A 21,503-nucleotide genomic window follows, 5' to 3' on the forward strand; every position below is an offset into this window, starting at 1 on the left:
CTTAGAACTCCGGCTGGTATTCCACGAACCAGTAGTTTTCAAGCTCTTCCAGTGTTCCAGTTGTCTTTACCCACTGAATAAAGGTGTTCAACCACTGAAGTGTTTCAAAGTCTCCGTTTGCAATTGCTACGCCAAAGTCCTCTCTTGTCAGTAGTTCTTCCGTCACATCGAGCTGATCGTATTTCTTTGCCATAAATCTTGCATAAATGGAGTCAAAGATCATTGCGTCGGCCCTTCCGGAAGCGACCTGGAAGGCAGCTTCGTCGATCGTCTCAAACATGAAGATCTGGGCATTGGAGAGGAGTCTGGTTGCTGCTTCTGCGCCCGTCGAACCAAGTTGTACAGCGATCTTGACATCGGGATTGTCCAGGTCTTCCTCGGTGGGTGGAACCGTGTACCTGTTTGTGTTGTAGAGAATTATCTGACCCACTGTCAGATAGGGATCAGAGAAGTTCACTCTCAGAGCCCTTTCCGGAGTTATAGTCATTGCAGACCAGATTATGTCGAATTTGTTTGACATCAGAGCAGGGATTATTCCATCCCAGTTCACAACTACGAATTCCAGTTTCACGCCAAGGATTTCGGCCATCCTCTCGAGGATCTCCACTTCCAAACCGATTCGTTCGCCATCGGGATTGGTTCCATAAAGGGGCATATAACCTGCGTCCTGCCCAACTCTCAGAACACCTCTTTGCCTAACGTCGTCGATCAGACTTCCAAATGCCATTGTCATACAGATCAAAACCGCAAGTACCAGGAACTTCTTCATTCCACACCTCCAATAAAAAAAGACCGGGCCATAAGCCCGGTCTGTTGATTTCCTTAAGAGAGCACGACTAGAAGGTGCCGCCTCCCTCAACCGGGCGCCACAGTCTGTGATGATGAAGCTTGTTTGTCATAAAGAATGAATTCGAACTAACTCTCACACAGATCACCTTCGTAGTGTTTTGATAATTGATAGTATCAACATCTTGTACAGAATGTCAAGTTACGATTTCTGCAAATCTGTTAAGGAATGAACAGCGCCTCTACAGGATTCTCTTTATTTCGCCTATGATTCTCTCTGTCTTCTCTGGATTAATGACGATATCAACAGATCTGGCATCTATCTTGTAGACCGGAGAAAGGTCGTATTCTTCAATCCATTGCGAGTACAACCTGTCGAGCTGCTCCCAGTAAGCTATTGGAACTGCAGTCTCCATCTGTCTTCCTCTCCGCCTTATCCTGGCAAGAATCGTATCGACGTCCGCATCGATATAGACCAGCAAGTCAGGCTTCTTCAAGTACTTTATCATTGAATCGAACATTGTCACATAAGCTGCGAATTCCCTTTGAGACATCTTCCCGGTCTCAAAAAGGTTGCGAGCAAAAATCTCTCTGTCTTCATATATCGAACGATCGAAGACGGTGTTGTCTTTCTCTTCAGCCTGTTTCAGAGAACAGTACCTGTGAAATAGAAAGTATGTTTGGAGATGATATGACCATCTCTTTTGATCGTAATAGAAATCCTCGAGGAAGGGATTGTCGGAAACGGATTCGTAGTGAATACTGAATCCAAGACCTTCTGCAATAGCGCTCGCTATAGTAGACTTACCCGCGCCAACATTCCCGGCCAAAACAATAATCTTGCCCAAGACAACACTCCTCCGCGATGAATGAATATGTCTAAGAAATTCTATCATCAATACACTTGATCGGCTACAAATTGAGATCCATTAGACCTTTCTTTTGCTTTAGTCCTCAGAGCTATTATATTTCTATACAGTGGTCCTAATGCTGATAACGGTCGGGTAATGTTGTATAATTGGTATGTACTTAGGTCGAGTTCGCGCGTTGCAAAGGAGGGATAGAAGTGAAGAAACTGTTGTTATTAGCTGTTGTTCTTGGTCTGGCTATCGCCGTTTTTTCCGAACCACTAATCGTTTGGCCCGATAAGGCTCATGGTAAGCCACTGGTAGCGGGTCTGCACTTTCCCGTCTATGGAGAGGCAAAGCTAGACGTTTTTGGAAACATAACGGGATGGACGGGTCCTAACCTGGGCTTGGGCTGGACATGGAAGACCTATTTTAGTCCACTCGAGCTTCAGAAGATTAATCTCTACTATGAATTTGGAACGAATGTTGTTATCTTCCCATACGTTGGAGTCGGCTTTGATTACGCACTGGTGCTTCAGAACAACCAGACACTTCTGGTCGGAGCAGGTGTTTCTGCTTCACCATTAACCGTTCTGGGCTTTTTCTTCGAGTCACCTTCAGCGATTCTATCGTCTGTCTTGAGTTCGGTGAGACTGAATGTCGCGGTAGTTTTTTGATTGACAGATATGTATAATTGACCCCGAAAGGGGTCTATTTTTTTGAGCGAACATGAGAAGAACGAAGAATCTGAAGAGCTTCAAGTAGAGAATCAACAAGACAGCGAGATCAAAGCCGTGTTGCAGAAATACACGATAGTCGCTGTGATAGTCCTGGCAGTGGTTATTATGCTGCTCTCTTCAAGAGGCCTGGTCGAAGAATTCGACCCCGAGATGGTTTATCCCGCTATAGAAGAGACCGCTATTTTGTTCGTCAACCAACACGTGCTTTCAGGAGAGGTGAAAGTTGACCACTTGGAGTTAGTAGCCGTTGAATACGCGGAAGTTGATTGGGGAGAGTACTCTTACGAGGCACAGATTGAGTTTTCCAGTTCCGGTTCAACTGAAAGTATTTTCACGTCATGGTATTACAGGATCAGGGATGACAATATCGACCTCGCCCGGTACTCATTCGATGGACTGGAGTGGTTTGAACCCTAACTGTTATCATCCTTGCTGTATGCTAAAAATTGCTTCTGGAGAATGAACATACGTTGACTTAATGAGGCCATTAAGTGTAAAATCAGTAAGTAGGATAGGTTCGATATCACTTAAAAGGGGGTAATTTGATGAAAAAAGTCCTTATTCTTGTGGCAGTTCTTCTGGTTGCATCTGTTTTTGTGGCCGCTCCGAAGAACTTCATTCTCGGCCAGGGCCTGTATGGAGATGTAGTGTATGATCTAGCAGGAAACATCACCGGCTACGAGGGAATGGATTTCTATCTATTCCAGTCAAGCACTTACTACGAAAAGCCGATGACACCAAATGAGCTAAACGCTTATACTTTCGATGGGAAGTTCCTATTCTTCATCCCTGTGTTCGGCAGAGGATGGGAATTCATTCTGAGGCCGGTTGATAATATAATTCTCAGTGCAGGACTTAGTTTGCTATACAACTTCCTCCCCGGGCCATATCTATACTTGACCATACTTCTCTGAGCCTTTCAGAGATGAGAAAAGACGGTGTGTATGCACCGTCTTTTTCTTTGATTTGTGCTTATATGTGCTGCAGACTATTCTCATTGTAGGCCGGCTGGTTTCCTGGAAAAAGTCTCCATCAAGCAACCAGTTTAGGTTCTAATCTATTTACTGCAACTGCTTAATACAAGTCAGAGGAGCGCAAGAATACCTGTTCATAACGATGAATTTTCTTAACTAGTATAGAATTGAATCAGACTAGCATTTCCACTATGGACAGATTCTTTTTCGGTGCTATTGAGGAGGATTGTTTTGAGAGAACTTAGAGAAGATGTGAAGTACATAATCGAGAAATCGATCGAAGCCGTTCAACCTGAGAGCTCGGTAAAAAAGGCGATCGAAAAGGCGGGGCTAACCGGTCCGGTATTTCTTCTTGCGATTGGAAAGGCAGCATGGAGAATGGCCAAGGCAGCAAAGGAGAAGCTCGGCGATGAAATCGAACGCGGTGTAGTCATTACTAGATATGGCTACAGTCAAGGAGAAATCGAAGGCATAGAGATATTTGAAGCGGGGCACCCGATTCTAGATAGGAAGACAGTCGAAGCTACCGATCATGCGCTGAAGTTAATTGAATCCGGCAAGCCCGATAAAATCCTCTTTCTTATATCGGGGGGAGGATCGGCACTGTTCGAAAAGCCTGCCGATGGCGTTGCTTTCGAAGATCTTGTGGAGGTTAACAACAAGCTTTTCCGCTCCGGTGCCAGTATCGTCGAGATCAACACAGTAAGAAAACGACTTTCTTCAGTGAAGGGCGGCCGTTTTGCAAGGCTCGTCGCTCCGTCACAGATATATACACTTGTTCTTTCAGACGTTCTTGGCGATCGCTTGGATTCGATAGCGTCCGGGCCGACCTATCCTGACAGCAGTACAAGCGAAGAAGCACTTGCCGTGATCGAGAAGTATGCGCTCAATCTCAGGCCCGAAGTTGTTGAAGCACTGAAGAAGGAGACCCCTGATAGACTTCACAACGTTCAGACCGAGATAATCGGAAGCATCACAAGAGCCTGCGAATCGGCAGCGACATTTGCTAGAGAGCTGGGCTACAACTCTTCAATAGTCACCACCTCACTAGATTGCGAAGCGAGAGATGCCGGAGTCTTCTTGGCCGCAATCGCAAGAGAAGAGCGCTTCAACAGACCTACAAAGAGACCTGCGGCGTTGATACTAGGTGGCGAAACGGTAGTGCATGTTCGGGGAGAAGGTCTCGGAGGCCGTTGTCAGGAGATGACTCTCGCCTTTGCAATCGCAGCAGATGGAATGCAGAACGTAACACTCGCATGTGTAGGTACAGACGGCATTGATGGTCCTACCGATGCGGCTGGAGCAATTGTCGATGGAAACTCTATGAGCAGAATGATCGATGCCGGAATAGATCCGCAACTGTTCCTTCTCGATAACGACTCCTACCACGCTCTGGACAAATCAGGGGATCTATTCAAGACGGGCCCGACGGGCACGAATGTCAACGACCTAATAGTGCTGCTGTGCGAATAGTGTCGATAGATGTAATAATACAAAGAGGGAATTGACCGTTCATCCAATTCCCTCATTTCATAGTATTCTATTTGATTGTCCATCCTACCATTCCCCTTACATAATATCTCTGCAAGAGGACGTAAATGAGAACGGGAACTGTCATGACGAGCAAAGACGCGGCCGAAAGCAGTCCCCAGTCAACATGGTAAACACCTCGCATCAGCGGGATTCGTTGAGTCGCGAGCAGCTTTTCCGGTGAGTAGATAAGGATGAGCGCAAGAAAGAAATCACTCCACACCCAGGTGAACTGCAGAGCAGATGCAGAAGCAATAGCGGGGAATGCGTTAGGGAGAACCACGCGGAAAAATATGCCGAAGTCGCCGGCTCCATCGATTCTTGCGGCCTCTTCCATGTCTGCAGGAAGAGTCTTGAAGTAGTTGCGCATGAAAAAAGTTATCCACGGAATTCCCCACGCAGTATGAAGCAATATGAGTCCAAAGAAGGTGTCCACCAACCCAAGGTTGCTCATGATTCTGAAAATGGGTATGGCTATCATCTGCTGAGGAAGAGCAAGCGTTAGCACCACTGTCAATATGAAGGTCTTTCTCAATGGGAATCCGTACCTCGAGATTCCGTAGCCGGCCAGTGTCGCAAGAAGCAGAGGAGCAATAGTAGCTGGAATCGCTATCATTAGCGAATTTATCATTCCCTTGTATAGAGCCGCTGTCCGGTGATTCAACGCTCCGGAGAAGTTCGAGAGAGTCGCATTGAAGGGCTCGAGCTTCCACCATCCATCGATTACCTCGCTGAAAGGCCTCAAGGCCGTCATAACAACACCCATAAGAGGCAGTATCCAGATTAGAGCAACTATCCAGGCTACAACAGTCTTCACAAGAGTCTCTCGTCTCGTTCTCTTCATTCTGCCTCATCCCCCGCCGACTTCATCATTGGTATCGCCGCTAGAAGAGTCGAACCTGCGATTAGCACTGCAACAACAGCTGACTTTCCAAAATCCCACTCTCTGAAGCCGTAGAGATACATCTGGAGCGCCAAGACGTTAGATGAGCCGCCTGGCCCACCCATCGTTGCAATGTAGACAATATCGAAGACCTTCAGCTCCCATAGAAGCGTCATTGTAAGTACTACAACAGTTATAGGTTTCAGCAGGGGGATAGTGATCTTGAAAAGCATCTTCGCCTTCGAAGCTCCATCTATCTGTGCTGCCTCATAGTATGTGCTTGGGATTGTCTCGAGTCCTGCAGAATAGAGAATCATGGAGAAACCTGTCCATAGCCACACCGAACCGAAGATCAGTGCAAACAAGGCCGTCTCTGGATATGCTGTCCAGGTTTTCGTTTCTAATCCAAGTATCTGAAGAACAAGGTTCACAACGCCCACGTTCTCTTCGAACATGAATCTTATCATTATTCCCCCAACGATCATAGGCATTACCATTCCGAGGAAGATCACGGACTTGACAATCCCTCCACCCTTCACACCTCTCAGAAGAACGGCAAGAAAAAGACCGACGATGGTCGTCAGCGGTAAATGAATGGCTATCCAGAGGATATTGTGGATCAACGAACCATAGGGAAAGCCTCTACTGAATCCTCGCGTATCCAGAATGTCCCTGCTGGAGAAAACCTCAATGTAGTTCGAAAGTGAGATCTTTCCGTCATCGTCCACGAAACTTAGAAAAACCGTATTCAGAGTTGGATACAGAACGAAAACAACCAGGAGGAACAAGGCAGGTAGAATGAAGTACAAGAAGTGTTTTAGCTTAGCCTTTCTTACAGCCAACTATCTCACCTCCGAAAAAAAAGTAGTGGGACCCTCAGGGCCCCACTACAGTTCACGAATTAATTAGGCATCTTCTCGTCAAGATCCATTAGAGCGTCATTGAGTCTTTCTGGGCGGACCCAGATGAGCTTCAGTTGATCCCAGAATGCGGTTTGCCATAGACCACCAATAGAGTCATCAAGATCGTTGAGAGTTTGAACTCCCTCAGTGAGTTTCGCGATTTCCATGTCGACGGCCGGGTAGTTATCCATAGCTACTTCGACCGTTGCTATATGGCCACCCTGTGCGACCTGAATGCTCTGCCCTTTTTCACCGGCAAGGAATTTCACGAGCTCGAGAGCTTCCGCCTTGTTTGTGGCGAATTCTGGAACGAAAGCGTAGTCGATACTGAAAACCATTCCTCGATTCCCCGGGAGGCTGAAAACAGCGAGATCATCGGCATCTTCTACCATTCCGGTTATCCATTGCCCCATGAAGTATAGGCCGTAATCTCCTTTCCACCACTGTTCCAGTATCGTTGTCCACTCAGTTGGTACACTGAAGAATCCTCTCTCGATCAGATAGACTAGCTTGCCCATGGCATTTCGAACGGCATGGCTTCTCCATGATGTATTCCCTTCGATAAGATCCTTCTGAAGTTCCGGCCCACCAAACGTTATCAAGAAGTGCTCTGTGACATCAGAAAGAGGCCATCCTACACCATTACCACTTGCAATGGCATTTTTCACTCCAGGCAACGAGTCGATTTTCTCAAGAAGTGCAACAAACTCCTCCCAGGAAGAAGGGACTTCCAAGTCGTGAGCCTCAAAGAAGGATTTTCTGTACCAGAAACCTGGTTTTACCTTTGCCGTGTAAGCTATTCCATAGACCTTTCCGTCTGCGGTTGTTACGTTGTCAAGTGCGCCCGGAATATAAGCATCTCTGTCAATTACATCGGTAAGCTCCGCTATGTTCTTCGTGTTGTTTGTTATGAAACTAGACCACATGAATATCACATCAGCGGGAGCCTTCCTTGCGGCAAACTGAGCAGGTAAGACATTTGCCAGATCCTCTGCCCTGTAAGTCTGATAAGTGTAATCAATTCCCGTTTCTGCCTTGAATGCCTCCAGGACCGGAATGAAAGCATCCATTTCGGAGCCGGACCAAGGTCCGATTACCGAGACGGTACCTGCAAATAGCGCAGTGGTAAGTACAACAAGAACTGCTACCAAAAGCTTCTTCATCAAAAATACCCCCTTTTTCAATGATCGATGTGCTTTTTAGTCAGCAATTCCCTCAAGACCGCATCCACAAAGAAAACCGGGCGCGAGCTTACATCTAAACCAGAAGGGCATACAACTCTTCGACTGTCCTTAAGAGAAGATTGTTCAACACCTATCAATATTATAGTAAGTTATACGTCTTACTGTACGTAACAGTCTTTCCAAGTTCGCCAGATATTCTTGCTACGAGGAAAGAAGCGGAATCGTATTCAATAAGATCGATCGAGACAAGACGAGAAGAATCATTTTGAGACGTTCGCTGCGCTCACGAGCAGACGAGGGAAAAGTTAGTCACTGCTGAAGTAAGACGCAATGCCGCCTTCGGCGGGACGCAAGGCGCCGAAGAGCATCGGCGGACGCAAGGCTGGCTTCGCCAGGTCGCAATGCCCGGAGAAGCATCCGGGGACGCAAGGCTGGCTTCGCCAGGAAGTGAGGCTCGCTGGCGCGAGGAAGTGATGCCCGGAGGAACGTCCGGGGAAGTGATGCGCCGAAAGATCACCGGCGGACGCAAGGCTGGCTTCGCCAGGAAGTGAGGCTCGCTGGCGCGAGGAAGTGATGCTGGAAAAATCATCCCAGGAAGTGATGCCGCTTTCAGCGGGAGGATTCAGAAGCCAGTCTTTGCTTTGCAGAGGTAAGTTCCGCTTCGTGGGCTAAGAGCCGCTGAACGCTGGAGAGAACCGCTAGACGCCAGAAGTTCGCTGTACGCTTAAGAACAAGGCCCAGCTGAACGCTCTAAAACATGGTTCGCCGTTGACCGTCCAAGAGCGAGGATCCGTTCACCGATAAGACCAATCGAGAAGGAGCATTGTCGAGAGGTTCGCTGCGCTCACGAGAAGACGAGAACTCTCTCCTCTGTCTCTTTCTCTCTCTTCAACTCGTACCTTCCCGCTCTTACTAACCAAGAACAAAGCTACTAGCTCCGGAACGAGGAACTTGGGCGCAACGCGCCGGAACCGATCTTCCGATACTATCGGAGAACGGCGAACCGATAACGGATAACCGTTCCTGCGACTTGCATCTTGGAACTTGCAACAGTTTCAAAGATCGAGATCCTGGCCTGAACATTGTCAGGATGACGTGAAGTAAGAAAAGACAGTCATCCCGTGATGCCTTTGCACGGGATCTCGCCCTGAAGATCCGCTATACGCTTAAGAAGAAGGCCCCGCTGAGCGCTGCTCAAAACAACGTTGTCCGTCAACGGTCCACCGTCCACCGGGAAGAGCGTTTCAAGAGACTTATAGAGTTTCTTGGCTTTTGCTCTACAACACGCAACTTGTCACTTGTAACTGTTTCAAAGATCGAGAATGACGACTGGCTACTCCCTCTACCCTCATTCTATACTCTCTCTACTTTCTCTCTTATGACAATACACGAGGATGACGTGAGAGGCTGTCATTCGAGAGCCTACACTTACGAGCCTGCGCTGGAATCCACTCACTTTCTCATCCCGTAGTGGTTCTGTACTGGATCTAATCTCGACTGTCTTGAGCTGCGTACGATGCGGCGTCGTACGATGTAAGAGGTTTGAGGCTTGAGGTCAGAAAGGCAAGATCTAATTGCACTTCTTACCTCTTACCTCTTGCCTCTTACGTCTTTTTCTTTTTTGCAATCTCGATCTTGCGAATTAGTGCACACCCTCCGCCACTACGTGGCCCTCCTTTCTCAAGGGAGGATTTAAGATATAGATTTTCAAGAGGCTAACACAGCACGTATTGTCAAGGGAGAAGAAGCATCACATGATTTCTCATAAACGCCGCGACTTATCGGTATGATGAATGTAGCAAGGGAGGACTTAGGATCAGGATATCAGCTTACAAACACAGCATTCGTGCAAGAGAGAAGAACCTGCATGTGAGTGACGCTAAAGAGCTGATTAAAATCTACTGATTAGTTTCCTCGGGCGGAAACCTGAGATCAAGATCATCGGGAGTTACATACAGAATTTGCGAAAACATAAGAGCTATCATATGATTGCCGATCTGCTCTCCTGCACATGAACAATGATAAGTAGCATGTAGAGAAGTCAAGTGTGGCCAAAGGTAGTTTCCTTCAACTCACCATGTCGAAGTATAACTTGTATGTGGTAGTCCGACTTACCTGCTCAATCTATCTTCAACACTGCCATCAGGCAGCACAAAATCGGTTGAATAACTAAAGATCTCATCTAGCTGAAACCGCGCACACTCTCTCCAGTTTCTCTCGCAATACATTCTTATCCATTCCCCGTCAATCTTTCCTTCCTCATAAGCTCTAACAACGGGGCACTCGTAATAGTTGCTACAACTTTCTCCTTCCACGAAAGCACCACCTTCCTTTGATCGATAAATATGTTACCACAATTGGGGAATATTGCAATGGCTATTGGTTGCACTTGACGGCTTTTATAATATTCTGTGCATCCGTTATACAATACTTAATGTAAGAAGTAATTTCGGGGGTGATCTAATGAAGAAGAAGTGGATTTTGGTGCTTGTTATGTCTCTAATCATAGTCTTCACTCTCTCCGGGTGTATCTTTCGCCGCTACTCGGTGGTCGTGAGCTGCACACCTTTGATTGAGAGGATTGAAGTCGGAAACAGAGAGAGAGAACTTCCTCATAGTTTTTCGGCCAGAAATGGACAAGTTGTCTCTGTTAAGGCTCCACTAGTTCCGGGCTACGATTTTGAGGGCTGGCTTGTCAACAATGAATTGATGGAAGCAGCACAGATCGAGATCAGTATCGAAGGCAATACGATAATCAAGGCGATCTACAGTCCGAGGCTTGTTCACGAGATTACTTATGGCGGAACCGGAGTGGAACAGGGAATGGGACTCGTTGTAGAGAGTTCGACAGAGATTGTGATTGGCGTTACTTCAAGTTCAACCCAGAGTAATCTGATACTTGGAAACAACGGAAAGAGCGATTTCTGGGTTCCTTCTCTAGAGTATCTGTCTAGCTCTTACGTCATAGAGCCTCAACTCTGTTATGGAGGAAGCGACGAGGAATTCCTTTCAGATGCAGTTAGAATTACGGGCGGTTACGTGGCTGTAGGCTGGACGGAATCAGATGATATTGAATACACTGGAAGCGGCTATCCGTATCATGGCGGTATAGACGGTTACGTAGTAATGATGAAAAACGACGGTTCGTTGAGGTGGCAGACTTACATTGGCGGTAGTGAAGACGATACAATTCATTCCGTGAACACCACTATAGGTGAGAAACTGTTTTTGACGGGTATGACCACTTCCTCTGACTCCAATTTTTCAGGAAGTGGATATCATGGAGGCAAGGATGGCTGGGTCGCGGTTATGAGCTCTTCCGGCGCGCTGATTGCCGATCTGATCAAAGCCTTTGGTGGCACTCAGGATGACGAGCTGCTTTATGGAATGCAGACCAAAGATGGCGGTTACATCGTGTGCGGATACTCGAAATCCTCTGACGGTGATCTTAAGACATTAAGCAGATCTACCGGAGAAGATCTGTGGATCATTAAGCTGGATCCGCAGCTGAATATCATCTGGCAGAAGCTTCTTGGGGGTCAGAACGATGAACGTGCAAACTCAGTGAAAGAGGTAAGCGACGGCTATGTTGTTGCCGGTTTCACCGAATCTTCCGGCGGAGTCATCAGAGACCAAAAAGGCGGCAGAGATCTATGGGTACTGAAGTTCTCGTTCGATGGTGAGCTTGAATGGAGCAGAACTTACGGAGGCAGCGATGATGATGAAGGATTCGACATTATTCAGACTGCCGATGGCGGATACGCTGTCTGCGGCTATACAGATTCTTCCGACGGAGACATAATGCATGAGAATAGAGGAATGCGTGATGTTTGGATCGTGAAGCTCGGAACCGACGGCTACCTAGAGTGGGAAGCCACTTTTGGGGGATCAAAGAACGACACCGCAGCAAAGATAAGAGAAACGGAGAAGCGCGAGCTGATTGTTATTGGAACGACTTCCTCTTCCGATCGAGATATCAAGCGCCAGATCCAGGGTCCTTCAGATGCCTGGCTATTGAGACTCGGTAGATAAGAAGAATCGTCAGGTGATGGCTTGAGGGCTGACAACGTACTTGAAAGCGAGGTAGTCACTCTTCTTGAGCAAGGTGACAACTGTCCTGTATGTCGCTCCATGGAGAAGTCGGTAGACGGGTGGGTGATAGGGGCCTTTTCGAATCTTCTTCATAATGAAAGCGCTCGAAAACAATTAAGAGAGAACGGGTTATGTAGAGAACACCTAAAAAGAATAGTTGAACTGGCAAGAGAGAAATCCGATGTCGGCTCTCTTGCCGTTTCGATTATCTTTCGGGAGCTTCTTGTTGAGCAGCTCCTGTGGCTGGAGGACAGCAAGGGATCGATTTTGAAGAAAAGAAGAAAACCTGTGGATGGAAGCTGCGTACTATGTTCTGTTGCCGCCCAGAGTGAAAAGATATACCTTTCCGCTTTCTGCAAGTTTCTTGACAGAGATGAAGTTCGTAGGTCGTACGAAGAGTCGTCAGCGGTTTTCTGTCTTGGCCACTCTAAGCATCTTGTGGAGAAGGTCTCGCGACAGACGAGAGAATGGCTGATTACTGTTCAGAAAAACAAGTATGGCGAGGTTGCGAAAGAGATAGACGACTTCGTTTCGAAGCACGACTATAGAAATGAATCACCCATTGGACCGGAACGTAATGCATGGGTAAAAGCCTCTAGAATAATAGGAGAGAAGCACTCTACTGAACAATGAATCAAACCACTTTGGCAGTCAACGGTTCACAGGCCTAGGAGAAGGACCGAGAAGACCCTTTGAGTTTGAGATGAAGCTTGGCGCTAAGAGCCGTTATTGGTGATACGTGGTTGGTAGTTGGCCAAGAACAAAGAGCTAAAGTTCCTATCAAGTAAAGAATAGCAAAATCCGGTTTGTCAAAACCAACTCAGTTTGTCGGCCTGACAATTTCCTGGTAACGGTATGCCATGCTCTGGCAATATGACCTTGACCAAGAACGAAGAACAGATCCTCGCTCCCAAGAACAGATCTTTCCTCTTGGACGGTCAACGGAGAACTGCTCTTCCCAACGATCAGCGGTGCCATGAACAGGAGACCCCAAACAGGAGCATTTTGGGGCAGGCCCCAAACAGGAGACCTGAACAGGAAATCTTCAGGGCAGGTCCTACGGTATTACAGTCCTTCATATCATCCTGGCTTGGTTCTGGTCAGGATTTCGATCCGTGGATCGTTTTCAAGACCAGATCCCGTGCAGGTGCATCACGGGATGACCAGATAAGTTGATTTTTGGGAAGGTTCTACGTGGATGACAGTCTTTTCTTGCTTTTCGTCATTCTGACGAAGGTCCTGGTCAGAATCTCGATCCACGCGGCGAAAAACGCAAACACTTGCAAGTGCAATGTTGCAAGTTGACTAAGAAACGGTTATCCGTTATCGGTTCGCCGTTCTCCGATAGTATCGTAATATCGGTTCCGGCGCGTTGCGCCCAAGTTCCTCGTTCCGGAGCTAGGAGCTTTGTTCTTGGTTAGTAAGAGCGGGAAGGTACGAGTTGAAGAGAGAGAAAGAGACAGAGGAGAGTTCTCGTCTTCTCGTGAGCGGAGCGACCGTCTCTATCAGCTCTTTATCGATGCTTCTTATTGGTCTCGCAAGGCAGAAACTGGTCTGTGCGAACAGACAGGCTTCAAAATCGCCTCCTGCCGAAGGCAGCCTTGCGTCCCCGGATGCTCCTCCGGGCATCACTTCCTCGCGCCAGCGAGCATCACTTCCTGGCGAAGCCAGCCTTGCGTCCGCCGATGCTCTTCGGCGCCTTGCGTCTAATTTCAGCAGTGTCTTTTGAGAGGTTCTTCATGGAGCTTTGTAATCGTGGTATGTAACATATGTTACTGATGAAATCCGTTTCAGAGGATACGATGTATTTATAAGACATGGAGGTGAAGAAGTGAGCGAGCTCTTTAACAAAGAAGAATTCCTGAAAGGATTGATAAAGAGACTGCACGAAAATCCGGATAACATCGAGAGCATAAGGGGAGATTTCATGAAAGTTGTGAGGGAATTAACCCCCTTCGAAATCGCACAGGTAGAGCAGAAGCTCGTAGAAGAGGGGATGCCGCCCGAAAGTATACAGCTTATGTGCAACGTTCATCTCGACGTATTTAAGGAGGCGTTGGACGAAGACGATATCAATGTTGAGCCCTGGCATCCTCTCCACATTCTGATAGAAGAGCATAGAGACATCCTTAACAAGTCTAAGGCGCTGCGGGATGTCGCGTCCAAGATCGGCAGAGGGAAGTATGGAGAAGAAGAGGTCAAGCGACTATCTTCGCTGATTGATTATTTTGAACTTGTTGAATCGTATTTCTCTAAAGAAGAGAATGTCCTTTTCCCGTATCTTGAAAGACACGGCCTCGTTCAACCACCTGCGATAATGTGGAAGGAACACGATGAAGTGAGAGAACTGAGGAGGAAATTAGGAAATGCAATCAGGAATCTGAAGGATGTGCAAAGCAATACAAACGAATTGGCAATAGGTATTGCAGAGATCTTTTCAAACCATATCTATAAGGAACACAAGATACTCTTCCCCTCTTCGCTCAAACTGCTTTCCGAGAAAGAGTGGGAGGAAGTCAGAACTCAGTTCGACGAGATTGGATACTTCGCTTTCGAGCCAATGCCTTTTACTCCATCGGCGGTCGAACCTGAAGAGCAGAGTGTCGAAGGCCTTGTGAACCTGGGAAGCGGTTTCTTGAAAGTCGACCAGCTCAGGATACTTCTTAACAACCTTCCATTCGACATTACTTACGTTGACGAAGACGATGTAGTTCGATATTTCAGCGAAGGAAAGGAAAGAATATTCACAAGGACGAGAGCGATAATCGGCAGAAAGGTTCAGAACTGCCATCCTCAGAAGAGTGCCCATATTGTTGAGAAGATTCTTTCTGACTTCAAGAGTGGAACAAGAGACGTTGCTCAATTCTGGCTTAACCTCGAACCTAAAATGGTTCATATAAGATACTTTGCGTTGAGAGACAACGACGGGAAGTACGCGGGTACGCTCGAGGTCACTCAGGAGATATCTGAAATCAGGGCACTTGAAGGCGAGAAGAGGATCTACGATCCTCTGGACTAGCAAAGGCGAAATTCGAAAACCAGGCGCAGATATTGTAGAATAGAGTGTACCTACAGTAATCTTCAATTTTCTTTCGGAGGTAACGCGATGATTCGCAGAGAGATTGGAAATACGGGAGAGAAAGTATCTGCCCTGGGATTCGGTTGTATGAGACTCCCAACGCTCGACGAGCAGTCTATAGATGTTGAGGAAGCTACGAGAATGCTTAGGTTCGCTGTCGACAATGGTGTTGATTATGTCGACACCGCCTGGGGATATCATAATGGCCAGAGCGAACCCTTTGTCGGACAAGCTCTTCAAAATGGCTACAGAGAGAAGGTTAATCTTGCAACCAAACTTCCGAGTTGGTTGATCAAGAGCAGGGAAGACATGGACTACTATCTCAATGAACAGTTGAAGCGTTTGAGAACTGACGTGATCGACTTCTACCTAATACATTCCCTAAACAAGAGATTCTGGAAGAATCTCACCGAACACGATATCTTCGATTTCATGGATTCCTCCCTTTCCAGCGGAAGAATCAAACATATCGGGTTCTCTTTTCACGACACTATAGATGTTTTCAAGGAGATCATCGATTCCTACGATTGGGAGTTTTGTCAGATTCAGTACAACTTCCTGGATACAGAGCATCAGGCGGGCTTTGAAGGCCTGAAATATGCGGCCGGTAAGGGGATAGGAATCGTTGTTATGGAACCTCTTCGTGGAGGGAAGCTCGCATCAAATGTACGGGAGGATATCCTTTCAATTTGGCGGTCTACAGGGATTGAGAGATCGCCTGCCGCCTGGGCGCTTAGATGGGTCTGGAATGATCCTGCCGTTGGTGTTGTGCTCAGCGGGATGTCGAACATGGATCAGGTTAAGGAGAATATCGCAACGGCCAGAGAGGCTCTTCCCGATTCCTTGTCTGCTTCAGAACTTGCTATCGTCGAAAGGGTCAGCGAAGAATACAAAAAGAGTATAAGAGTGAACTGTACCGGCTGCAATTATTGCATGCCATGCCCTAACGGTGTGGCGATTCCAAGTTGTCTGGAGTTCTTCAATGATGCATACATGTTTGACAGCATCGAGGACCACAAGAATGCCTATTTGAGATTAATCAAGGAAGAGAGTAGAGCCTCGAACTGCATCGAGTGTGGACGTTGCGAAGAGCTCTGTCCTCAGGGAATTCCGATAATCGAGAGTCTCAAGGAAGTTGCTGCGCTCTTCGAATAGAGTTTCCGTTAGAAAAGCCATCTGTTTCTTATAGAGCTGCTATTTTCCTTACGGGTGCTATATAATTGTGCCGTATTCATACATCCAATAGAGACCTCTCGGGGAGGTAGTTGTTTATGACTGGAATAATACTTGCTGCTGGTCAGGGAAAGAGAATGAAGTCAAGACTTCCAAAAGTTATTCACAGGATCCTCGATAGACCTATGATCAATTGGGTTGCCGCTTCCCTGAGAAGGGCAGGCGTAGACAGGATAGTTGTCGTAACGGGTTTTGAAGCGGAGAGAGTAGAAGCTGTCCTCGATGAAGATGTTCTCTCTGTCAGGCAGATTCCTCAGCTCGGCACCGGGCATGCGGTTATGACTGCGGCCGAATACCTCGATGACGAAGAGGTCGTCGTTGTGGCGGGCGACGAACCTTTGGTGAGAGTTTCCACTCTGGAAAAGCTAATTTTGACTAGAAGAAATGGTGATTATGATGTTGTCTTTCTCACTATGAAACCTGCAGATCCCACCGGCTATGGAAGAGTCGTGAAAACCGGAGACAAGATCAGAATAGTTGAACACAGGGACGCCGATCAAGAGACGAGAAAGATAGATGAAGTGAACACGGCAATTTACGCGTTTAAGGGAAGCTTTCTCAGAGATGCAGTTAAAAGATTGTCTAATGACAATGATCAGAAGGAGTACTATCTTACCGATACGGTGGCGATGGCTGAAAGGGCAGATACTATCGTTGTAGAAGATACGGATGAAGTTCTTGGCGTAAACGACAGAATTCAGTTGGCCGAAATAACCAGAATAGCTAAGAAAAGAATAAACGAAGAACACATGAGAAACGGAGTGACGATGGTTGATCCGGAGACGTGTTATATTGGTCCGGACGTTGAAATCGGTATTGACTCGGTAATTGAGCCTATGGTCTTCATAACCGGAAAGACCCGTATCGGCGATAACTGCTTGATAGGTCCGATGACAAGAATTGAGAATGCGATCGTTGAAGACGACGTAGAGATAATTCGCTCCGAAGTAGACTCCGCAGAGATCCGTTCTGGAGCTAGAGTCGGTCCCTTTTCAAGGTTGAGGCCGGGAGCCGTTGTGATGAACAATGCTCATGTAGGTAATTACGTCGAGCTCAAGAAGACGGTTCTCGGGAAAGGGTCGAAGGCCCAGCATTTGACCTATCTAGGCGACACGAATGTAGGAGAGAATGTCAATATTGGCGCAGGTACGATCACCTGTAACTATGACGGAAAGAACAAGTATAAGACGGAGATTTGTAACGGCGCCTTCATAGGCAGCAACACATCTCTGGTCGCCCCGGTGAAGATAGGCGAACGCTCTGTAACCGCTGCCGGCTCAGCTATTACTGAAGATGTTCCACCTGACTCGCTTGCGTTCGGCAGAGCCAGACAAGTCGTGAAAGAAGGAAGATATCCAAAAAATAGAGGGCAGGAGGAGAAAAACTGATGCCGTACCAGACGAACGAGATGAAGGTTTTCGCCGGTTCTGCGAGTCTTCCGCTAGCCGAAAAAATCGCGAAACACCTTGGAGTCAGGCTTGGAGATTGCAGAACAAAGAGGTTCTCCGACGGGGAGATTAATCTGAAGATCGATGAGACGGTTAGAGGTCATGACATCTTCATTATCCAGTCAACCAGTAGTCCGGCCAACGAGAACCTTATGGAACTCCTTATTATGATCGATGCTTTTAGACGTGCTTCGGCCCATTCAATTGCCGCTGTGATTCCTTACTATGGTTACGCACGACAGGACAGAAAGGCGAGGGGCCGAGACCCGATAACAGCAAAACTTGTCGCGAATCTTCTCACAACGTCTGGGGCGGGAAGACTGATAACTATAGACTTGCATGCAGAGCAGATACAGGGTTTTTTCGATATTCCCGTGGACAATCTCTGGTCATTTCCTGCATTTCTGAAGTTCTTCAGTGAAGGTGCGTTTAATAGAGACGAAATGGCAGTGATCTCGCCTGATATCGGCGGAGTCAAACGTGCCAGCAAGTTCGCTGCGAAACTTGGCGTTCCTATGGCGATTCTCGACAAGAGAAGACCGAGGGACAATGAGGCCGAAATGGTTCACATAATCGGCGATGTCGAGGGAAAGACAGCAATAATCTTTGATGATATAATTGACACCGGTCGTTCACTGGTAGAGGCAGCCAAGATGCTAAAATCCAACGGTGCGGGCAAGATATATGCTTGTGCGACTCACGGGGTCTTCTCCGGCGATGCGAAGAACATAATTGCAGACTCGGAGATCGAGAAGGTCTTCATCACAGATACGATATTCCACGACGATCTTCCCGAAAACATAATGGTGCTGTCGATTGCACCGCTTCTGGCAGAAGCGTTGACCCGAGTCAGAAAGAATCTGTCGGTGAGTATTTTGTTCAGATAGAGGAGGGAAACAAATGCACGAAATTAATCTCGTTGCTGAACCCCGCAACGGTGAAGTGAAAGCAAAGAACCTGCTTATTGAGGGCAAGATTCCTGGAGTGATTTACGGGGCAGAAATGGAGACTATTTCCATTAGCCTGGATAAGGTTGAGGTTTTGAGAATCATGAAAAAAGTAGCGGAGACATCTTCGATCGTTCTTACTCTGGATGGAAAGGAATACCATGCCTTCCTGAAGGGAGTGCAGAGAGACAAGGTTACTGACTCGGTTATTCATCTCGACTTCTTTGTTCCTTCCAGCGGTCATAGGATGGAGCTCCGTATTCCGATCAGGTTGGTAGGCACACCGATGGGAGTAGAAAAGGGAGGAATAGTTGATCATATCGTCAACGAGCTTCCGGTTTCCGTTCTTCCGAAAGATATCGTGGAAGAGATTGTCGTTGATGTTAGTTCTTTAGACGTTGGTCATGTTCTAAGAGTAAAGGATCTGAACATCCCTGAGGGAATAAAACCCTTGCTTGACGACGAAGACGCAATTATGCTGATAGCGCTTCCAAGAGTTGCAAAGGAAATTGAAGAAGAGGAAGTAGAAGAGCTTGAGGAAGACGTTGAGCCCGAAGTAATCAACAAGGGAAAGAAAGAAGAGGGAGAAGAGGAATAAAGAGTGTTTCTCTTTGTTGGACTGGGAAATCCTGGCCCACGTTATGCGCTCACGAGACATAACGTGGGTTTTCTATTCGTTGATCAAATGATCAAACAAGGGCTTAGAAAGACTATTCAGAAGAGACTCTACGATGCTTATCTTCTTGAGGGGCAGACGAAGGTATATGTAGCGAAACCTCTCACCTTCATGAACCTAAGCGGTGTCGCTGTAAGATTACTCATGAAGGATATCAACTTCAGCGAAGGCGACACGTTGACTCTTGTGTATGACGATGTGTGGATCCCTCTTGGAAGAATAAGAATTAGAGAGAACGGCTCAGATGGCGGCCACAACGGCGTGAAGTCCGTCATTTCGGAAATTGGGACAAAGGAATTCCCGAGAATCAGAATCGGTGTTGGGCCGCTTCCGGAACATGGAGACATGGTCGACTACGTTCTCGGGAGATTCAGCGATGAAGAGTACGTCAAAGCCAGCAAGGCTGTAGATCTTGCGGTTTCTGCTGCGAAAGACTTGATCGCCGGCGACATACGAAAAGCAATGTCGTACTACAATGGCCTGGAAGCTACTTGACATTAGCAGACACATCATTACCTACATCATCTTTTCTTGAGTTCGATCATCTTATTCCTTAGTTCCAGAATCAGTCATCATTACCAAATTGACTCGATTTAATGCACTTCTGCGTACTTGATCTTTAGTCCCCGCTTGGGCATCGGGGAGTAGGTCTTGCGAAAATAGACACTGACCGGTTCCGTATGAACCACTGAACGCTGGAAAGAGACGTTCTCCGTTGATCGTCCAAGAAAACGAGTTCGTTCGTCGTTCAAGAGCGAGAATCTGTTCTTCGTTCTTGGTCAAGGTCAGAACCAAGAGCAGGATGCTGAAACAAGGATGAAGGGAGAGAGAGGGTATCGAGTGCAGGGTCATGGGTGCGGTGAAAAGAAACGATTAACTCTGCAGTCATGCCGTAGAACCTGCCCTGAAATCCTCCCTCTTTGTCATCCCGCAGTGCTCCTGTGCGGGATCTCGCTCCTGAGGTCTGTCCCATTTTTCGTGTTACAAATCGAGATCCTGACCAGTAGCATTGTCAGGATGACGCGAAGGACTGTTATCCCATAGACCCTACGCTAATGAGCCTGCCCCAAAAAGCCTGCCCTGATGTGCACCTGTTCAGGGTACCTGCACGGGATCTCGCCCTGAAGATCCGCTGTACGCTTAAGAACAAGAACCCGCTGATGGCTTTGAAGAACCGTCCTTCGTGACTCGTCCCAGATCATGGACCCGTCCTTCGCTGAGACCCAAGCCCAGATCCTGAACAGGAGCACTTCAGCTACGTGAAGGACTGTCATCCCGATATGAAACTGATCGGGATCTCGAATGTAAGAACCGCTGCACGCTTAAGAACAAGGACCCGCTGAGCGCTGGTAAGACCCGCTTTTAAAAAAACGCTGATCGCTGTACGCTGGAGAGAACCGCTGCACGCCTGAAGTTCCGCTATACGCTTAAGAACAAGGACCCGATGAACGCTCTAAAACATGGTTCGCCGTTGACCGTCCAAGAGCGAGGATCCGTTCACCGATAAGACCGTCGAGAAAGAGCATTGTCGAGACGTTCGCTGCGCTCACGAGAAGGCGAGAGAAAAGTTAGTCACTGCTGAAATTAGACGCAAGGCGCCGAAAGAGCACCGGCGGACGCAAGGCTGGCAAAGATCATGCCAGGTCGCAATGCCCGGAGAAGCATCCGGGGACGCAAGGCTGGCTTCGCCAGGAAGTGATGCTCGCTGGCGCGAGGAAGTGATGCCCGGAGGAACGTCCGGGGAAGTGATGTCGCTTTCAGCGGGAGGATTCAGAAGCCAGTCTTTGCTTTGCAGAGGTAAGTTCCGCTTAGTGGGCTAGGAACCGCTTAACGCTTAAAAGCGGAGAACCCGCTGAGCGCTGATGAACATTATGTTTAAGGTCAACGGTCCGCTGTCCACCGAGAAGAGCGTTTCAAGATACTTAGAGAGTTTATTGGCTTTTGCTCTACAAGTCGCTACTTGTCACTTGAATTGTTTCAAAGAACGAATAGCCTTCCCTGGAATCCACTCACCTCGGTCATCCCTTAGTGGTTCTGTACGGGATCTAATCTCGACCGTCTTGAGCTGCGTACGATGTAAGAGGTTTGAGGCTAGAGGTCAGAAAGACAAGATCTAATTGCTCTTCTTACCTCTTCCCTCTTGCCTCTTACGTCTTTTTTCCCTTCGACCCCCAATGGTTG

Annotated in this window: 18 protein-coding genes; 12 read left to right on the forward strand and 6 right to left on the reverse strand. The window is 47.5% G+C overall.

What is annotated here, in order from left to right; all coding sequences use genetic code 11:
- Position 1: 1 nt before the first annotated feature.
- Both Q502_RS04665 and Q502_RS04670 read right to left on the reverse strand, forming a co-directional pair.
- Entirely contained in the window at positions 2-769 is a 768-nt protein-coding gene (locus Q502_RS04665; protein ID WP_099829395.1) for a transporter substrate-binding domain-containing protein, read from the reverse strand.
- 259 nt (positions 770-1,028) lie between these two features.
- Positions 1,029-1,634: a deoxynucleoside kinase gene (locus Q502_RS04670; RefSeq protein ID WP_099829396.1), complete on the reverse strand. Its 606-nt coding sequence runs from the start codon at positions 1,632-1,634 to the stop codon at positions 1,029-1,031.
- 218 nt (positions 1,635-1,852) lie between these two features.
- Here Q502_RS04670 and Q502_RS04675 point away from each other — a divergent pair, with 218 nt between their 5' ends.
- The 4 genes from Q502_RS04675 to Q502_RS04690 all read left to right on the forward strand — a co-directional run bounded on the left by Q502_RS04675 (position 1,853) and on the right by Q502_RS04690 (position 4,821).
- A complete protein-coding gene (locus Q502_RS04675) occupies positions 1,853-2,311 on the forward strand; it encodes a hypothetical protein (RefSeq protein ID WP_099829397.1) in 459 nt (152 codons plus the stop codon).
- A 42-nt stretch (positions 2,312-2,353) separates the two neighbouring features.
- Positions 2,354-2,791, forward strand: coding sequence for a hypothetical protein (locus tag Q502_RS04680; protein ID WP_099829398.1), 438 nt, complete (start codon positions 2,354-2,356; stop codon positions 2,789-2,791).
- A gap of 128 nt (positions 2,792-2,919) precedes the next feature.
- Positions 2,920-3,288, forward strand: a complete 369-nt coding sequence (locus Q502_RS04685) for a hypothetical protein (RefSeq protein ID WP_099829399.1) — start codon at positions 2,920-2,922, stop codon at positions 3,286-3,288.
- A gap of 291 nt (positions 3,289-3,579) precedes the next feature.
- Entirely contained in the window at positions 3,580-4,821 is a 1,242-nt protein-coding gene (locus tag Q502_RS04690) for a glycerate kinase (RefSeq protein WP_099829400.1), read from the forward strand.
- 67 nt (positions 4,822-4,888) lie between these two features.
- Here Q502_RS04690 and Q502_RS04695 read toward each other — a convergent pair whose 3' ends face one another.
- The 4 genes from Q502_RS04695 to Q502_RS04710 all read right to left on the reverse strand — a co-directional run bounded on the left by Q502_RS04695 (position 4,889) and on the right by Q502_RS04710 (position 10,162).
- Positions 4,889-5,722 (reverse strand): carbohydrate ABC transporter permease, encoded by an 834-nt coding sequence (locus Q502_RS04695; RefSeq protein WP_099829401.1) that lies wholly within the window; start codon positions 5,720-5,722, stop codon positions 4,889-4,891.
- Entirely contained in the window at positions 5,719-6,603 is an 885-nt protein-coding gene (locus Q502_RS04700) for a carbohydrate ABC transporter permease (protein ID WP_099829402.1), read from the reverse strand. Before Q502_RS04700 ends, Q502_RS04695 begins: the two co-directional genes overlap by 4 nt.
- A gap of 59 nt (positions 6,604-6,662) precedes the next feature.
- Positions 6,663-7,826, reverse strand: coding sequence for an ABC transporter substrate-binding protein (locus Q502_RS04705; RefSeq protein WP_099829403.1), 1,164 nt, complete (start codon positions 7,824-7,826; stop codon positions 6,663-6,665).
- Between the two features lie 2,132 nt (positions 7,827-9,958).
- On the reverse strand, positions 9,959-10,162 hold the full coding sequence (locus Q502_RS04710) for a hypothetical protein (protein WP_099829404.1): 204 nt from the start codon (positions 10,160-10,162) through the stop codon (positions 9,959-9,961).
- A 148-nt stretch (positions 10,163-10,310) separates the two neighbouring features.
- Here Q502_RS04710 and Q502_RS04715 point away from each other — a divergent pair, with 148 nt between their 5' ends.
- The 8 genes from Q502_RS04715 to pth all read left to right on the forward strand — a co-directional run bounded on the left by Q502_RS04715 (position 10,311) and on the right by pth (position 19,817).
- Entirely contained in the window at positions 10,311-11,879 is a 1,569-nt protein-coding gene (locus Q502_RS04715) for a hypothetical protein (RefSeq protein WP_099829405.1), read from the forward strand.
- Positions 11,880-11,900: 21 nt separating this feature from the next.
- Positions 11,901-12,572, forward strand: coding sequence for a DUF6062 family protein (locus Q502_RS04720; protein WP_099829406.1), 672 nt, complete (start codon positions 11,901-11,903; stop codon positions 12,570-12,572).
- A gap of 1,198 nt (positions 12,573-13,770) precedes the next feature.
- Complete coding sequence (locus Q502_RS04730; RefSeq protein WP_099829408.1) at positions 13,771-14,958, forward strand: DUF438 domain-containing protein; 1,188 nt, start codon at positions 13,771-13,773, stop codon at positions 14,956-14,958.
- Between the two features lie 87 nt (positions 14,959-15,045).
- Positions 15,046-16,173, forward strand: a complete 1,128-nt coding sequence (locus Q502_RS04735; RefSeq protein WP_099829409.1) for an aldo/keto reductase — start codon at positions 15,046-15,048, stop codon at positions 16,171-16,173.
- Positions 16,174-16,289: 116 nt separating this feature from the next.
- Positions 16,290-17,639, forward strand: a complete 1,350-nt coding sequence (gene glmU, locus Q502_RS04740) for a bifunctional UDP-N-acetylglucosamine diphosphorylase/glucosamine-1-phosphate N-acetyltransferase GlmU (RefSeq protein WP_102819326.1) — start codon at positions 16,290-16,292, stop codon at positions 17,637-17,639.
- Complete coding sequence (locus Q502_RS04745) at positions 17,639-18,586, forward strand: ribose-phosphate pyrophosphokinase (protein ID WP_102819325.1); 948 nt, start codon at positions 17,639-17,641, stop codon at positions 18,584-18,586. Before glmU ends, Q502_RS04745 begins: the two co-directional genes overlap by 1 nt.
- A 13-nt stretch (positions 18,587-18,599) precedes the next feature.
- Positions 18,600-19,244 (forward strand): 50S ribosomal protein L25, encoded by a 645-nt coding sequence (locus Q502_RS04750; RefSeq protein ID WP_102819324.1) that lies wholly within the window; start codon positions 18,600-18,602, stop codon positions 19,242-19,244.
- A 3-nt stretch (positions 19,245-19,247) separates the two neighbouring features.
- Positions 19,248-19,817: an aminoacyl-tRNA hydrolase gene (gene pth / locus Q502_RS04755; protein WP_102819323.1), complete on the forward strand. Its 570-nt coding sequence runs from the start codon at positions 19,248-19,250 to the stop codon at positions 19,815-19,817.
- Positions 19,818-21,503: the final 1,686 nt, after the last annotated feature.

Source organism: Mesotoga sp. Brook.08.YT.4.2.5.2., from assembly GCF_003351125.1.
Classification (GTDB): Bacteria; Thermotogota; Thermotogae; order Petrotogales; family Kosmotogaceae; genus Mesotoga.

Coding starts and splice junctions, on each gene's coding strand:
- Q502_RS04705 (WP_099829403.1), bottom strand. CDS start 7,826: ATGAAGAAGCTTTTGGTAGCAGTTCTTGTTGTACTTACCACTGCGCTA.
- Q502_RS04715 (WP_099829405.1), top strand. CDS start 10,311: ATGAAGAAGAAGTGGATTTTGGTGCTTGTTATGTCTCTAATCATAGTC.
- Q502_RS04745 (WP_102819325.1), top strand. CDS start 17,639: ATGCCGTACCAGACGAACGAGATGAAGGTTTTCGCCGGTTCTGCGAGT.
- Q502_RS04665 (WP_099829395.1), bottom strand. CDS start 769: ATGAAGAAGTTCCTGGTACTTGCGGTTTTGATCTGTATGACAATGGCA.
- Q502_RS04695 (WP_099829401.1), bottom strand. CDS start 5,722: ATGAAGAGAACGAGACGAGAGACTCTTGTGAAGACTGTTGTAGCCTGG.
- Q502_RS04685 (WP_099829399.1), top strand. CDS start 2,920: ATGAAAAAAGTCCTTATTCTTGTGGCAGTTCTTCTGGTTGCATCTGTT.
- Q502_RS04750 (WP_102819324.1), top strand. CDS start 18,600: ATGCACGAAATTAATCTCGTTGCTGAACCCCGCAACGGTGAAGTGAAA.
- Q502_RS04735 (WP_099829409.1), top strand. CDS start 15,046: ATGATTCGCAGAGAGATTGGAAATACGGGAGAGAAAGTATCTGCCCTG.
- glmU (WP_102819326.1), top strand. CDS start 16,290: ATGACTGGAATAATACTTGCTGCTGGTCAGGGAAAGAGAATGAAGTCA.